The sequence below is a fragment of the Mediterraneibacter glycyrrhizinilyticus genome (assembly GCF_015560805.1).
Classification (GTDB): Bacteria; Bacillota; Clostridia; order Lachnospirales; family Lachnospiraceae; genus Schaedlerella; species Schaedlerella glycyrrhizinilytica_A.
This window is the reverse complement of record NZ_JADMSO010000004.1, coordinates 13,762-29,813: the sequence shown is the minus strand read 5'-3', so window position 1 is coordinate 29,813 and position 16,052 is coordinate 13,762. Positions and strand designations below refer to the sequence as shown.

Here is a 16,052-nt window from a genome sequence, read left to right as displayed (position 1 = left end):
GTCTAGTTAAAAATTCAATTTTCCCCAGTAAATACGCTAAAAACTCGGCGTTCCGTACAAATCATACGGCGTCACCTGATATACGTAATAATTGAGCCAGTTCGTATATAAACTGTTGGCATGTGCCCTCCATGTAAGCACCGGCTTATTCTCCGGATCGTCATCTGGGTAGTAATTTTCCGGGATCTGCGGATTCAGACCTCGTCCCATGTCACGCTTATATTCCGCATCCAGAGTCATTCTGTCATATTCCGGATGTCCCATCACAAAAATCTGTCTGCCCTCCTTAGCCATGCATAAAAATACCCCTGCCTGAAGCGAATCCGCCAGAATCGTAATGCGGTCGTCTTCCTCTAAAAGCTGCTGCGGTACTTCGGTATGTCTGGAATGCGGCGCCATAAATACATCATCAAATCCACGGACAAGCGGGATCTTACGGTTTCTTACCCGGTGACGGTATACGCCGGATAACTTTTTCGAAAGCATGGTCTTGTTGATGCCGTAATGATAGTAGATTCCCGCCTGTGCGCCCCAGCAAAGATGCAGCGTCGACGTGACATTTGTCTTCGTCCATTCCATGATCTCCGTCAGTTCATCCCAATAATCCACCTCTTCAAACGCCATCTGCTCTACTGGTGCTCCGGTAATGATAAATCCGTCGAACTTACGGTTTTTGATCTCTTCAAACGGTTCGTAAAATTTATAAATATGGCTGGTGGATGTGTTCTTTGACACATGGCTTGTCATTCGTACAAACGTAACGTCCACCTGCAGCGGCGTATTGGAAAGGGAACGTAAAATCTGCAGTTCCGTATCCTCTTTCAGCGGCATCAGATTCAAAAGCCCGATACTGATCGGACGGATTTCCTGATGTGCCGCCCGGTATTCGTCCATCACAAATATATTTTCCTGTTCCAGTATCTCTTTTACCGGCAGATCATTTTGTACTCGAATCGGCATATCTATTCCTCCTTGCTCTCTTCTTCATTGTTCGTATCTTTTCGTTTTACTTCCTCTTTTTTCTGATCCTCCGGCTGCCGGCACATTTCATTTTCCGTGGAATGCACATAATTTCCACTTGCATCCACATAACTCATTCTGTCATAACAGGCGGTTTCCGTCGGCAAGTGCCGCTTTTCCAACTGATGGTTCACGATCATGTTCACAATATAATAAAGCACGGCAAATGTCGGAACTCCAAGGATCATTCCGACAACTCCGAACAAACCTCCTCCCAGCAGGATAGAGAACAATACCCAAAATGCAGAAAGTCCTGTGCTGTCTCCCAAGATCGTCGGACCGATGACATTGCCATCAAGCTGCTGTAAAATCAAAATGAAAATGATGAAATAAATTCCCATCTTCGGATCCGACAACATGATCAGGATCGCACTTGGGATCGCACCGATATATGGTCCGAAAAACGGGATCACATTGGTCACGCCCACGATCACGCTGACAAGCAGGGTATACGGCATATGCAGCACCGACAATCCCAGAAAACAGAGCACGCCGATGATCGCCGAATCTATGATCTTTCCGATGATAAATCCTCCAAAGATCGAATTGCTCTTAATCGTCAGATGCAGGATCATATTAGCCTGCACCGGTTTGAACATTGCATAAATGATCTTTTTCGACTGCATGGAGAATTTCTCTTTACTGAACAATACATAAATTGAGACAATTATACCGATCAGCATGTTCAAAAGCTCGTTGATCACATTGATCACGCCCTCGGTCAGATTTGACATAAAAACATTGACCTGATTCAGTAAATCTGTCCGCATCCAATTTTCCAAAAACGTCGTCGCCTCTTTCAGTGCCTGCGCGATGATCTGTCCTAAAGCAGAATCTCCCGACATCAACGCCGTCATATGTATCAAAGCCTCATTGATCTGGCTTGGTACTGTCAGGATCATATCTCTGATACTGCGGTATAGCTCCGGAATCAGCATGTTAAACAATGCGCCGATGATCGCAAACATAAACACGATCGCAAGAAAGATTCCGACGCTTCTGCTGATCTTTGCTGCTTTTTTCATCTTTGGAAACTTCTTGTTTAAGAAAGGTTCCAGATGTTCATCCACAAACTTGACGATCGGATTCAAAAGATATGCGATCCCAAGTCCGTAGATCACCGGCTTCAAAATATGTACAACCAGCCGCACGACTCTGGAAATATCATCCATACGCAGCATGGCAAAGAAAAATAAAATACAAGTCACAATGACAATAAACGCCGTCATTCCTTTATTAAACTGCTGCCGAAGTTTGGACGGTCCTTTTTTTCCAAAACTGGGGAGATTGATATAATATTCATGTTCTTTTGTCTGCAGCTTCCCGTCATTTTCCCGCTTCCGCGCCTTTGTTCCACCCTCTTGGGTCTGTCCGTCTTTCTCTGGATTCATCACTTTTCTGCCTTTCTTTTTTATCCGATGCACAGCTCGATCCAATATGTATTTTTCTCATCGCATTGTGCATAAATTTGCATAATAAAGACATTATACAACGTCATTTACGGATGCGTCAACCAGTGCGGACCGATTCAAAAAACATTCCCTGAAACCTTCACAAAAAAACTCCGCCTATCGTACTAACGCGTTCTGAAATCGCGTCATAAAATAAGCGGAGTTTCCGATACATTCCTGATCTTCTTTTTAACTTTACGCTTTTCGTTTCGACTTATCTGATCTGCTTTATCTAATTTGTCTTATCCGTTTTGCTTTATCTGCAGGAAAATGTCGCGCATTCTGTTCCGTCACATTCACAGGCATTGCTTCCCTCTACACTGATCTTTCCGGCGTGGCAGTCGCAGTTTTCATTATATTTGCACTCCACCGCCTTACAGTCAATCTTACTTGTGTCGGATGCTTTTCCGGTCACATCGCTGTAAGCATTTTGATATGCCCCGTCTTTTCGCTCCTGAAAGCTGTCGCAGCACGTCTCTCTTGGATGTTTTGCATCGCTTCCTCCTACTTGGATCGCATCCAAGTCACATAAAAACTGTTTGTTGTGTACACATGTCTGTACAGTACATTTTAATTCCGGCATGATCGTACCTCCTTTTTCTATTCGGACGAAAATACGCAGTCCGTCTTTCCGGTTCGTCTTTCCGTTCCGCCGCCAAAAATCAATAACGCCAGCGCACAAAAACACTGTCTTTGTACACTGACGTTATGGTTTCCGATTTCCGGAATATTTATACGTTACAGAAACAACTTTGTTTATTTCTCTTCGCTGTGTTTTACTTCTCTTGCAATTTTCTGTGCGATTTCTTCTTTCAGAGCTGCGATAAATTCCGCTGTGCTCTTCTGTCCCTCATCGCCCTCAAAACGGCTTCTGACAGAAACAAGTCCGCTCTCCTCTTCTTTCGCACCTACCACGAGCATATACGGAACTTTCTGCATCTGCGCCTCACGGATCTTATATCCGATCTTCTCTGCGCGTGAATCCAGTTCCGCACGGATTCCGGCATCTTTGAGCTGCGCAAGTACATTTTCCGCATAATCCATATATTTGTCGGAGATCGGCAGCACTTTCACCTGTATCGGAGCAAGCCAAGTCGGGAATGCACCTGCAAAATGTTCGATCAGAATTCCGATAAATCTCTCGATCGATCCGAACGCCACGCGGTGGATCATGATCGGACGATGTTTTTCTCCGTCAGCTCCGGTATATTCCAGTTCAAATCGAAGCGGAAGCTGGAAGTCTAACTGGATCGTTCCGCACTGCCATGTTCTTCCGATGGAATCTTCCAGATGGAAATCGATCTTCGGTCCGTAGAACGCGCCGTCTCCCTCATTTACCACATACGGAAGTCCCAGATCATCCAATGCTCCGCGGAGCGCATCTGTCGCCATTTCCCAATCTTCATCGCTTCCCATGCTGTCCTCCGGACGTGTGGAAAGTTCTACATGATACTTAAATCCGAACAGGCTGTATACTTCGTCGATCAATTTTGCAACGCCTTTGATCTCCTCGCGGATCTGCTCCGGCATCATAAAGATATGTGCGTCGTCCTGTGTAAAGCAGCGAACACGCATTAGACCGTGAAGCTGCCCGGATTTCTCATGGCGGTGAACCAATCCCAGCTCGCCCATACGAAGCGGCAGATCACGGTAGGAACGTGGTTCAGACTGGTATACAAGGATACCACCTGGACAGTTCATCGGTTTGATCGCGAAATCTTCTTCATCGATCACTGTTGTGTACATATTTTCTTTATAATGATCCCAATGTCCGGATGTCTCCCAGAGATGTCTGCTCAGCATGATCGGAGTTGCGATCTCTACATATCCCGCTTTGTTATGGATCTCTCTCCAATAATCGAGAAGTGTATTTTTCAACACCATACCTTTCGGGAGGAAGAACGGGAATCCCGGTCCCTCGTCCCGCATCATAAACAGCCCAAGCTCTTTTCCGAGTCTTCTGTGGTCACGCTTCTTTGCCTCTTCCAGCATTGTGAGGTATTCATCCAATTCTGCTTTTTTCGGAAATGCGGTTCCGTAAATACGCTGCAGCATTTTGTTCTTCTCGCTTCCGCGCCAATATGCGCCTGCAAGACTTGTCAGTTTAAATGCTTTTACCGGTTTTGTTGTCATCAGATGCGGTCCTGCACAGAGATCGGTAAATTCTCCCTGAGAATAGAAGCTGATCACTGCATCTTCCGGCAGATCCTCGATCAACTCTACCTTATATGGTTCTTCTTTTTCCTGAAAATATGCGATTGCTTCCGCACGCGGTTTTGTAAACTGCTCGATCGGAAGCGCCTCTTTTACGATTTTTTTCATTTCTGCTTCAATCTTTTCCAGATCCTCCTGTGTCAGAGGAGTCTCACAGTCAATATCATAATAAAATCCATCTGCTACGGATGGTCCGATCGCAAGTTTTGCGTCCGGATACAGACGCTTGATCGCCTGCGCCATAATATGTGATGCAGTATGGCGGAATGCTCCCTTTCCTTTTTCATCCTGGAATGTCAGAATGCTCAGTTCACAGTCTTCCTCCACAACGGTTCTTAAATCTACAACTTCACCGTTGACTTCTCCGGCTGTCGCCATTCTTGCCAGACCCTCGCTGATATCCGCTGCGATGTCAATGACACGCATACTTTCTGCATATTCTTTACTTGATCCATCTTTTAATGTAATCTTCATTTGCTTTCTCTTCCTTTCCTCTTTTTTCGTCGAAGAATCGCACTCGTTTTGCTCAATCACCGGAAGTGCCAAAAGGCACATTCCGGAATTGTAAGCAGTCGCCAAGGTCTCGGGCAAGCCCGGACTTTGGCTCGTCGCTTATACAAAAAAATCCCTTTCTGCATCTTCATACAGAAAGGGACGAGTATCTCGCGGTTCCACCCTAACTTGCTCTGCACTCCTTTTTCGGATATACAAAGCCGCTCATTTATGATGATAACGGAATCACCGGGCTGGTTTACAGCCACTCCGAGGTGGTCTTCAAATGTTTCCCCGGCAGGAAGCTTTCAGCTGATGATTCCCTCTCTGTCGCCGCTTTCACACTCTACTCTTCTCTTCAACGTGTTCTCAATCCTGTTTCATTATAACATTGACTTTACTTTTGTCAAGAGAACTGCTGCAAATTCTCTCACCAGAGAATTCAGCTTCAAGACCGGATCGGATATCGCTGCGATCCCGTTCAGATCCCTATATCCGATCTGCCGTCCGATCAGCAGTGCGCGGTACAGATGAAAATCATTCGTCACAACCGCAGTCTTCTGCTCCAGACTCCCGATCAGTCCGGCGCTGAATTTCAAATTCTCCCATGTTGTCTCTGACTGCTCTTCTTTTAGGATCCGCTCTTCGGCAATACCCAGACTTTTCAGATATTCCGCCATCGCAAATGCCTCCGTCACAGCCTCATCTTTTCCCTGACCTCCCGACACGATCGCGATCGCTTCCGGATGTTCTGTCAAATACTCGTATGCACGGTCAAGTCTTTGCTTCAAGGATTTCGTGATCTGACTGCCGCGCACCTGCGCTCCCAATATGATCACATAAGCCGCTTCCCCCGAAAAGTCACATGCTTTCTTTGCAGTGCATAAGATCAGAGATTCTATCCATGCAAAAAGCCCCCATCCGGCAAGCGTCAATACGCCGATCCCGATATGCACACTCTCCGGAAACTTCGGATATGCAAAAAACAAACTGAGATGAACGCCGCCGGACAAAAGCCAGAATCCGGCAAATGTGGAGTTCCATCTGCCCGTATGATTCCGGATCAGGAAATAATAGCCGACACTGCCGATCCCGACAACAAGAAAATAAATCCACATATAAACGACCTGTTATGCGTTACGTCCACAGCATTTTTTATATTTCTTACCGCTTCCGCACGGACACGGATCGTTTCTTCCGATCTTCTTGTCTTTGCGGATCGTACCGGACTGTTTCTGCTCGCGGTAAAGACGCTTTTTCGTGTTCTCGTCAAAAATCTCATCCCACTGCGGAAGTTCATACAGCCAGTCTGCTTTTGCATCCACCATGTTTTTGTAAAGACGCTCTTTATCAAATGCCAGACTTACCACGGTATCTTCTGTCATCGTCTCGATCGGATTGGCAATTTTCAGACTGTCATTGATGCCGTCCAAAAATCCTACCATCGTCAATACGTCCTGATTATATTTTTCAGCAAGCTCTTTTACCGTACCTTTCACTTCGGTATCCAGGTCTTTTAAAAGCTCCTCATAAATTCCTTTTTCAATCGTGAAATACTTGCTCCAGAATGTCTCCAGTTGATTTTTTGTCAACTCTCTGTCATATGCGGTGTCTCTCCACTGATCCAATAAACTTTTATCACTCATTGTATCCAACTCCTTTATCTTTATCAAAATTCAAGTCTCACTTGCTTGTTCATTATATACTATCTGCCGTTTGTATACAAGTAAAAAGAAAGACCTTACGACACATTTCTGATACTTTTCTGATACATTTTCCCTCTTTGCGCCGATTTTCATTGAATTTTTGATCCGCATTATGTATAATGCTTGACAAATGACCAAAGAAAGGAACATGACTATGAAAAAGACAAAACGGATCCTTGCACTCGTGCTTGTCGTACTGCTCGTTTTACTCTATCTGAGCACGCTGGTTTTTGCACTGCTGGATGCCCCTGTATTTACTTCTCTGTTGAAAGCTTCCATCGCAGCAACGATTTTGCTCCCGGTCCTTTTATATGGATTTCTCCTCTTCCACCGTCTATCCCAAAAAGGACAGGATAAAAATGAGCCGGAGGATCCATCTAAAAAAGCTTGATCTGCACACGCCGCTACATATACATCAACTGCGCCAGTTCGATGACCGTATCTTCTGTCATCTCCTCCGGACGCAGTTTTTTTGTCCGTTTTTGCTGTGCTGTCAACGCTTGTCTTTTTTCCAGATATTCTTCCATCGAAAGCACTTCCGTTCCACTCTCTTTTCTGTTCTGATTCATGCAAAAGCACCTCCCTCACCCAAATTTCAGCCTTATTATTCTATTCAGCCCCCTGCCAAAATATGCCTGTTTTATTTTCACTTTTTTATCTTACCCAAAGCGCTAGCAACAAAAAAGCCAGAAACAAGATCCTGAAATCTCATTCCTGACTTTCTTCATTTGATTGCTTTATTTCTGACGGTAAATAATATCGTCGCGTCCCGGTCCGTTACTGATCATTGTAATCGGATATCCGATCTGTTCTTCCACAAATTCAATATATTTCCGGCAGTTCTCCGGCAGTTCTTCATATGTCTTGATTCCGCGGATATCACAATTCCATCCCGGAAGCACTTTCAGAACAGGTTTTGCTTTCTCAAGCAAATGTGTTACCGGGAATTCTGTTGTCACTTCGCCATCGATCTCATAACCTACACATACCGGAATCTCTTCCAGATATCCAAGTACGTCCAGTACCGTAAATGCAACGTCTGTTGTTCCCTGCATACGGCAGCCGTATTTGGATGCTACACAGTCAAACCATCCCATTCTTCTCGGACGTCCGGTTGTCGCGCCGTACTCGCCACCGTCTCCGCCGCGTCTTCTCAGCTCGTCTGCTTCTTCCCCAAAAATCTCGCTGACAAATGCTCCGGCTCCTACTGCACTGGAGTATGCTTTGCACACGGTGATGATCTGTTTGATCTCATACGGCGGGATTCCCGCTCCGATCGCTCCGTATGCCGCCAAAGTAGAAGAAGACGTTACCATCGGATAAATTCCGTGATCCGGGTCTTTCAGAGATCCGAGCTGTCCTTCTAAGAGGATATTCTTTCCTTCTTTGATCGCATTGTGTAGGAACAGAGACACATCACATACGAATGGTGCAACCATCTCTTTATATTCCTGCAGCTCTTTATATAAATCATCCGGATTCAGAAGTGGTTTGTGGTACAGATGTTCCAAAATGACATTTTTCTGTTCTGCCACACGGACAACCTTTTCTTTCAAAAGATCATCGTCGAACAGTTCGCTGACCTGAAATCCGATCTTCGCATATTTATCGGAATAGAACGGTGCGATTCCGGACTTGGTAGAACCGAATGACTTTCCGCCCAATCTCTCCTCCTCGTATGCATCGAATAATTTGTGATAAGACATCACGATCTGCGCACGGTCAGACACGAGAATCTTCGGTGTCGGAACTCCTTTCTCCACAACAGACTGTACCTCTGCAAACAGGCGCGGAATGTCGAGTGCAACACCATTTCCAATGATACTTGTCGTGTGATCATAAAACACACCGGACGGAAGTGTATGCAGTGCAAACTTTCCATAATCATTCACGATCGTATGTCCCGCATTCGCTCCGCCCTGGAAACGGACGATAATATCTGCCTCTTTTCCAAGCATATCGGTAATCTTACCCTTACCCTCGTCGCCCCAGTTCGCTCCAACTACTGCTTTTACCATTTCAAATCCTCCTGCGTATTTCCGCTTTTTAATCCTTATTAGCAGTTCTAATAATCTTTGAAACCGCATTTAGCATTATACTATATTTTCCCTGCTATGTACAACCATTTTCCATATTTTTTCACGGATTTTCCGATTTTCTCTCTGATTTCTGCCGCTTTTTCCGCTGTTCCTACATCAGCGGCGCGATCAGACGAAGAACTCTTCCGCATATTTTCATACCGATCCCGGTCTTTTTGATATCGCTCATGGAAATACGATGACATTTTTTCAGCGTATTCTGAAAATCACGTTCCACATCACGCACAGCCAGATTATTGTACATAAATACACCGCATTCAAAATGCAGATACAGACTCCGGTAATCCAGATTGATCGTTCCGACAACCGCCGTATCATCGTCTGACACAAACGATTTTGCATGCACAAATCCGGGCGTGAACTCAAAAATCTGCACGCCTGCACGAAGCAGATCCTTATAAAATGTCTTTGCCACCGCAAATGCATACCATTTATCCGGGATATGCGGCATGATAATCTTCACATCGATCCCGCTTTTCGCCGCGCGGGTCAGAGTGTCTACCATCTCACTGTCCAGGATCAGATACGGAGTCATGATATGTACATATTTTTTCGCATGATTTAAAATATGAAAATACACTTCTTTTCCAACGTCTTCATGATCATACGGACTATCCCCGTATGGGATCACGAATCCAAGTTCCCGATGCAGCGTATCTGATTTCGGCGTCTGGTAATTCTCATAATTTTCCGGCTTATATTCCGTCACATTCCACATCTGCAAAAATAACATCGTCAGACTCTGAACAGCCTCTCCCTCCAGCATCACTGCCGTATCTTTCCAGTATCCGAACCGTTCTTTCCGGTTGATATATTCGTCTGCCAGATTGATGCCGCCTGTAAACCCGACCTTTCCGTCTACGACACAGATTTTCCTGTGATCCCGATTGTTCTGCGTTGTGGAAAGGATCGGGCGGATCGGACTGAACATCTTGCATTTGATCCCAAATTTGCGGATCTGCTCCGGATAATTATACGGAAGATTGGAAATACTGCACATGCCGTCGTACATAAACCGGACTTCCACTCCCGCTTTCGCCTTTTCTTTCAGGATATCCAGGATCGTATCCCACATATATCCCTCTGATACAATAAAATATTCCAGAAAAATATATTTTTCCGCACGTTTCAGCTGGTGGATCATCTCGGCAAATTTTTCCTGCCCGATACTGAAGTATGTTACTTTTGTATTCCTGTATGTCGGAAACTGCAGTTGATGATTCATATAATAAGCCAGAGTCGCATTTGCCGGTTTGCTCACGCGGAGATCTTCCACCACTTCCGCTTTCTGCATCAAATACGGTGAAGTATCCAGCTTTGTTTTTATAAGCCGCTCTCCTACATATTTCGTACCGATCTCCAGTTTTACATAGACATAGAACAAGCAGCCGAATACCGGCAGGATCAAGATCAGCAGGATCCAGGTCCGGCTGTATTCCGGTGTCCCCTGTTCGTTCGTAATATAAATGATCACAAATACCTGCACCGCCATTGTGATCCAATAGACATAAGTCAGGTAGTCGTTTAAAATTGTATACATTAATACAAGTGCGCCGATCTGCAGCAGGATCAACATAACGATCAGCGCTGTTCTGCTGAACACAATACTTAAAATTCCTTTTTTTGCTTTTTTTGCCGCTTTATGTTCCATGACGATCTCTATCCTCCAATCATATACACGCTACACAGTGTAACACACTTCCATTTTTTCGACAATAGCTCACACAAAACGAGCAGCCTCACAGAAAGTCTTTTGACAACTTTTGCCGGAATCTTCTTCCGAAAAAACATTGTATTTCTTTGAAAAAAATATTATAATAGTAGATAATTTCAATTTGCAAAAAAGAAGGGAGAACCTCATTATGAAAAAATTTTTAAAGTGGCTTGCAGCGATTCTCGCCGTTGGCAGTGTTGTTGGAATTGTAATTGCTTATCTGTGCAAAGAAAGTAAAGACGAGGACGAGGATTTCCGTTTTGACTGTGATGAGGATGATTTTGATCTCGACTCCGATTTGCAGCCGGTTTCCGAGCGAGGCTATGTATCTCTGAAAAAAAGCGGCGCCGAAACCGAACCTGCTGCCGCAGAAGCAGAAGACAAAGATTCTGCTGCTGAAAAGCCTGCCGAAGAAGTACTCGCAGACGATACGGAAGTACCGGAAAAAGAAGACGCTTCCGTTCAGCCGGAAGCAGAAATCTCAGACAAATGATCATTTCACCTATACAAAAACCGGGTGGATTCCTAAATCAAAAGGATTCCACCCGGTTTTTATCTTTAAAAAATCTGCTGACAAAACAAATTTCTCACACTGTCAAAAAACAACTTTACTTCCATGCAGTTTTTAAGAGAGCCGCTGCCTCCCGGATTGCCTCCTCACTCATGTTCGCGTAACCAAGCAGGATGGTAGCCTGTCCCTCTTCGTTTTTATCCGGTTTTATACAGTACTGCGACAATCCGTAAACACGGATTCCGCTTTCTTTTGCTTTCCGGATCAGTTCTTCCTCTTTCCTGCCATCCTCAAACCGGAGCAGCAGATGCACTCCCGCGTGCTCCCCGGAAATCCGGAATGAATCCCCCATTTTTTTCAAGCATGCAAGCAAAACATCATGTCGGTTCTTATATAAAGCGCGCATTTTATTCAAATGCCGTTCGTAATATCCGTCTTCAATAAATTTCTGTAAAATCAGCTGGTCAACTCGCGATACTGTGGAACTTAAAAATCCGCAATTCTCATGGTATCTTTGAAGCAGCGGCTTCGGAAGCACGAGGTAACTCATGCGGATCGCCGGCGCGATCGACTTGGAAAACGTCCCGATATAAATCACACATTCCTGATTATCATAGCCCTGCAGCGCCGGAACCGGTTTTCCTTTATAACGAAATTCACTGTCGTAATCATCTTCAATGATATAACGTGGTCTTCCCTCCAAGCCATCGTTCTCTGCCCATCGCAGAAGTTCCATGCGCCGTTTGATCGGCATCACGATCCCCAGCGGGTACTGATGGGACGGCATGACAAATGCAATATCCGCTCCGGACGCTTCCAATTGTCCGACGTTCATACCTTTCGCATCCATATCGACTGTACAGACATCATAAGAAAGCTGTTCAAAAAGACGGTAGGCCTGCACATAAGTCGGATTTTCCAACGCAACTTTATGCTCGCGCCCGATCACCATCGTCAACAGCATCAGCAGATAATCATTTCCAGCTCCGACAATGATCTGTTCCGGCGTACAATTGACGCCTCGCGCCTGATGCAGATAATTACAGATTGCACTGCGCAGTCCCTGTTCTCCCTGCGGATCCCCGAGGCGAAACAGCTCCGCCCGGTCGTCCTGCAGACATTCCTTTGACAATTTTCTCCATGTATTATACGGAAAACTATTCAGATCCACACCACTCGGTGTGAAATCATATCTGTATTCCCTCTGCGGATCTTTGCTTCTTTGTTCTGCCTGCCGTACCGGAGACCGAAGCTGGTATAAGCCCTCTATCTCCGCCACAAAATATCCTCTGCACGGCTCAGCTTCCAGATATCCCTCGGAAAGGAGCTGCTCATAAGCCAGTTCCACCGTACTTCTGCTGATTTCCAGATGTTTGCTCAGCGCACGGGTAGACGGCAGTTTTTCTCCGCTTCCGATCCGTCCGTCCCGGATATCCCGGCGGATATAGCGGTAAATCTGCTCGTAAAGCGGTATTTTCGATTTTGTATCCAGACTGATCGTCAACTCATTCATCGCAATTTATTTCGGAAGACGGAATGAACTCTTCAGTGATACGATTCTGTTAAATACAAGCGCGTCCGGTGCGGAATCTTTTGCATCGATACAGAAATATCCGGTTCTCACAAACTGGAAACTGTCGTATGCTTTCGCATCGGCAAAACTCGGCTCCACATAACACTCTTTCAGCACCGTCAGAGAATTCGGGTTCAGATTCAGAGATCCGTCTTCTTTATTGTATACGCCCTTTTCTTCATCTACCAGATTCTCATAGAGACGCACTTCCGCTTTCTGTGCGTACGGAGCCGCAACCCAGTGGATCGTTCCTTTTACTTTTCTTCCGGTAAATCCGCTTCCGCTCTTTGTCTCCGGATCATACGTACAATGTACTTCCACTACATTTCCGTTCTCATCTTTTACAAAGCTCTCGCATTTTACAAAATATGCGGACATCAGACGCACTTCATTGCCCGGGAACAGACGGAAATATTTCTTCGGCGGTTCCTCCATAAAGTCGTCTCTTTCAATATAAAGTTCTCTGCAGAACGGAACTTTCCGTGTGCCGAGCGCTTCATTTTCCAGGTTGTTCGGCACGTCGAGATATTCCATCTCTCCCTCCGGATAATTGTCGATCACCAGTTTGATCGGATCCAGCACCGCCATCATACGGGATTTCTTCATCTTCAGATCTTCCCGGATGCAGTATTCAAGCATCGCATAATCCACCGAACTCTGGGCTTTCGACACGCCGCACATGTCGATGAACATCTTGATTGATTCCGGTGTGAACCCTCTTCTTCTGAGCGCCGCGATGGAAACAAGACGCGGATCGTCCCAGCCGTCCACGATCCCATCTTCCACAAGCTTCTTGATATAACGCTTTCCGGTCACAACATTGGTCAGATACAATTTCGCAAACTCGATCTGTCTCGGCGGATTTGCAAACTCACATTCCCGCACGACCCAATCGTAGAGCGGTCTGTGATCCTCAAATTCCAATGTACAGATCGAATGGGTGATTCCCTCGATCGCATCTTCGATCGGATGTGCGAAATCATACATCGGATAGATACACCATTTATCTCCGGTGTTGTGGTGTGTCATGCGGGCCACACGGTAGATCACCGGATCGCGCATATTGATGTTCGGAGAGTTCATATCGATCTTCGCACGGAGTACTTTTTCTCCGTCCTGATATTTGCCCTCGCGCATCTCCTCGAATAATTGCAGATTTTCTTCTACGCTCCGATTACGGTACGGGCTTTCTTTTCCGACTTCCGTCAATGTCCCGCGGTATGCCCGGATTTCCTCTGCCGTCAGATCACAGACATACGCCTTTCCTTTTTTGATCAGCTTCACCGCGCATTCGTACATCTGATCAAAATAATCGGATGCAAAATACAGATGATCTTTCCAGTCTGCCCCAAGCCACTGAATATCTTCCTTGATCGAATCTACAAACTCCATCTTTTCTTTTGTCGGGTTTGTATCGTCGAAACGCATATGGAATGTTCCGTTATATTTCTGCGCCAGCCCGTAATTCAAAAGAATGGACTTTGCATGTCCGATATGCAGATATCCGTTCGGCTCCGGCGGGAATCTTGTGCAGACATGATCGTACACGCCCTCTGCAAGGTCTTTGTCTATTTCCTGTTCAATAAAATTCTTTGAAACGATTTCGTTTTCCATGGTTTCCTCCTCAAATCGCAAGATTTCTGCCAATAATCTTATCATAAATTGTATACAACGGCAAGCACAATATGCTACAATGTCTTTGTCACTGCGCATGGCGAAAGTGTTTCTGTATGACACATGTGCGGAAAAGTTATTTAAAGGAGTTATATAAGATTATGAAAAGAGAAAAATTTGGAAGCAGACTCGGGTTCATCCTCGTATCTGCCGGCTGCGCCATCGGTCTTGGAAATGTGTGGAAATTCCCTTACATGACCGGCATGTACGGCGGCGCGGCGTTTATTCTGATCTACCTGTTGTTTCTGGCGATTTTAGGACTGCCGATCATCGTCTGTGAATTCAGTGTCGGACGTGCCAGCCAGAAAAGTATTGCCACCTCGTATAATGCTCTGGAGCCGGTCGGTTCCAGATGGCACAATATCCGTTGGCTTGCCATCGCCGGAAATTATATTCTGGTCATGTTCTATTCCATGGTCGGCGGCTGGATGCTCTACTATTGCTTCCGTATGGCAAAGGGTGAATTTGTACAGGCGACCGCCGCACAGATCACCGAAAAATACAACGATATGCTTTTGAATCCGTGGATCCTTGTATTCTGGACGGTACTGGTCATCCTGATCTCATTCGGCATCTGCAGCATCGGACTGCAAAAAGGTGTCGAAAAAGTCATGAAAGTTGTCATGCTCTGCCTCCTCGGGATCATGGTCGTGCTTGCCATCCGTTCCGTCACACTGAGCGGCTCCGCTGAAGGACTTCGTTTCTATCTGATCCCGGACTTTGAGCGGATGGTCGATAACGGGATCGGTAACGTCATTTTCGGAGCTATGAGCCAGGCATTCTTCACCTTAAGTATCGGTATGGGCGGAATGGCGATCTTCGGAAGCTATCTGGACAGATCCCGTTCCCTTACCGGGGAATCTTTGAGCATCGTCCTTTTGGATACCTTTGTGGCACTGATGGCAGGACTGATCGTCATCCCGGCATGTTTCGCCTTTGGCGTAGAACCTGCTGCCGGTCCGGGACTTGTATTTATCACGCTGCCGAATATTTTCACACAGATGGCCGGCGGACGGATCTGGGGATCCTTATTCTTCCTATTCCTGTTCTTCGCCGCCCTCTCCACGATCGTCGGCGTATTTGAAAATATTGTTTCTTTCGGCATGGATCTGTTCCATTTCAGCCGAAAAAAATCGGTTGCGATCAACATTGTTTTGATCACGGTACTTAGTCTTCCGTGTATTCTCGGCTTCAGTGTGCTCTCGGATTTCCAGCCGCTTGGCGCCGGAACAAACATTATGGATCTGGAAGATTTCCTCGTATCCAACAATATTCTTCCGCTTGGATCGGTCGTATATCTGATGTTTTGTACACACAAAAACGGATGGGGATGGAATCACTTTATCAAAGAGGCGAATTCCGGAAACGGTTTGAAATTCCCACAGATCATCCGTGGTTATATGACATACGTTCTGCCGTGGATCGTCGTGATCATTTATCTGAAAGGCTACTATGATATGTTCAGCAAACAGAGTGCTCCGGTCTTTGTCACTTGGATGATCATCGGTTTTTTGTTCCTGACATTAGTCTTAAGTGTCACACGCAGAAAAAAAACGAAAAATCAGTAAAGCCGAATTTCACTTTCAGGCACATGATAA

The 16,052-nt window shown here is 45.6% G+C and carries 14 protein-coding genes and 1 other annotated feature; of the genes, 3 read left to right on the top strand and 11 right to left on the bottom strand.

Annotation, left to right across the window (positions count from 1 at the left end; translation table 11 throughout):
• Nucleotides 1-36: 36 nt before the first annotated feature.
• The 6 genes from metA to I2H87_RS05330 all read right to left on the bottom strand — a co-directional run bounded on the left by metA (nt 37) and on the right by I2H87_RS05330 (nt 6,823).
• Nucleotides 37-960 carry a homoserine O-acetyltransferase MetA gene (gene metA / locus I2H87_RS05355; protein ID WP_009266369.1) on the bottom strand — a complete coding sequence of 308 codons (924 nt, stop codon included), beginning with the start codon at nt 958-960 and terminating at the stop codon, nt 37-39.
• A gap of 2 nt (nt 961-962) precedes the next feature.
• A complete protein-coding gene (locus tag I2H87_RS05350; RefSeq protein ID WP_195609479.1) occupies nt 963-2,411 on the bottom strand; it encodes an AI-2E family transporter in 1,449 nt (482 codons plus the stop codon).
• Between the two features lie 316 nt (nt 2,412-2,727).
• Entirely contained in the window at nt 2,728-3,054 is a 327-nt protein-coding gene (locus I2H87_RS05345; protein WP_009266371.1) for a DUF1540 domain-containing protein, read from the bottom strand.
• Nucleotides 3,055-3,227: 173 nt separating this feature from the next.
• Complete coding sequence (gene thrS, locus I2H87_RS05340; protein WP_195609478.1) at nt 3,228-5,159, bottom strand: threonine--tRNA ligase; 1,932 nt, start codon at nt 5,157-5,159, stop codon at nt 3,228-3,230.
• A gap of 173 nt (nt 5,160-5,332) precedes the next feature.
• Nucleotides 5,333-5,548: a binding site (T-box leader), on the bottom strand.
• Nucleotides 5,549-5,560: 12 nt separating this feature from the next.
• Nucleotides 5,561-6,295, bottom strand: a complete 735-nt coding sequence (locus I2H87_RS05335; protein WP_195609477.1) for a YdcF family protein — start codon at nt 6,293-6,295, stop codon at nt 5,561-5,563.
• 12 nt (nt 6,296-6,307) lie between these two features.
• Complete coding sequence (locus I2H87_RS05330) at nt 6,308-6,823, bottom strand: SEC-C metal-binding domain-containing protein (RefSeq protein WP_195609476.1); 516 nt, start codon at nt 6,821-6,823, stop codon at nt 6,308-6,310.
• A 214-nt stretch (nt 6,824-7,037) separates the two neighbouring features.
• Between I2H87_RS05330 and I2H87_RS05325 the strand changes: the two genes are divergently transcribed.
• Nucleotides 7,038-7,274, top strand: coding sequence for a hypothetical protein (locus I2H87_RS05325; RefSeq protein ID WP_009266375.1), 237 nt, complete (start codon nt 7,038-7,040; stop codon nt 7,272-7,274).
• Between the two features lie 13 nt (nt 7,275-7,287).
• Here the strand turns inward: I2H87_RS05325 and I2H87_RS05320 are convergent, their stop codons facing one another.
• The 3 genes from I2H87_RS05320 to cls form a co-directional block, all read right to left on the bottom strand.
• The gene (locus I2H87_RS05320) at nt 7,288-7,452 is read right to left on the bottom strand and encodes a hypothetical protein (RefSeq protein ID WP_009266376.1); all 165 of its coding nucleotides are present in this window, start codon (nt 7,450-7,452) and stop codon (nt 7,288-7,290) included.
• Nucleotides 7,453-7,620: 168 nt separating this feature from the next.
• Nucleotides 7,621-8,901, bottom strand: a complete 1,281-nt coding sequence (locus I2H87_RS05315; protein ID WP_009266377.1) for an adenylosuccinate synthase — start codon at nt 8,899-8,901, stop codon at nt 7,621-7,623.
• Nucleotides 8,902-9,073: 172 nt separating this feature from the next.
• The gene (gene cls, locus I2H87_RS05310; RefSeq protein ID WP_195609475.1) at nt 9,074-10,633 is read right to left on the bottom strand and encodes a cardiolipin synthase; all 1,560 of its coding nucleotides are present in this window, start codon (nt 10,631-10,633) and stop codon (nt 9,074-9,076) included.
• 211 nt (nt 10,634-10,844) lie between these two features.
• Between cls and I2H87_RS05305 the strand changes: the two genes are divergently transcribed.
• The gene (locus I2H87_RS05305; RefSeq protein ID WP_054703602.1) at nt 10,845-11,189 is read left to right on the top strand and encodes a hypothetical protein; all 345 of its coding nucleotides are present in this window, start codon (nt 10,845-10,847) and stop codon (nt 11,187-11,189) included.
• Between the two features lie 115 nt (nt 11,190-11,304).
• On the opposite strand, the gene pdxR is transcribed toward I2H87_RS05305, so the two are convergent.
• Together pdxR and I2H87_RS05295 are read right to left on the bottom strand one after the other, a co-directional pair.
• Nucleotides 11,305-12,720: a MocR-like pyridoxine biosynthesis transcription factor PdxR gene (gene pdxR, locus I2H87_RS05300; protein ID WP_195609474.1), complete on the bottom strand. Its 1,416-nt coding sequence runs from the start codon at nt 12,718-12,720 to the stop codon at nt 11,305-11,307.
• Between the two features lie 6 nt (nt 12,721-12,726).
• Nucleotides 12,727-14,394, bottom strand: a complete 1,668-nt coding sequence (locus tag I2H87_RS05295) for a glutamine--tRNA ligase/YqeY domain fusion protein (RefSeq protein ID WP_009266381.1) — start codon at nt 14,392-14,394, stop codon at nt 12,727-12,729.
• Between the two features lie 161 nt (nt 14,395-14,555).
• Here I2H87_RS05295 and I2H87_RS05290 point away from each other — a divergent pair, with 161 nt between their 5' ends.
• Nucleotides 14,556-16,022 carry a sodium-dependent transporter gene (locus tag I2H87_RS05290; RefSeq protein WP_117550273.1) on the top strand — a complete coding sequence of 489 codons (1,467 nt, stop codon included), beginning with the start codon at nt 14,556-14,558 and terminating at the stop codon, nt 16,020-16,022.
• Nucleotides 16,023-16,052 lie beyond the last annotated feature (30 nt).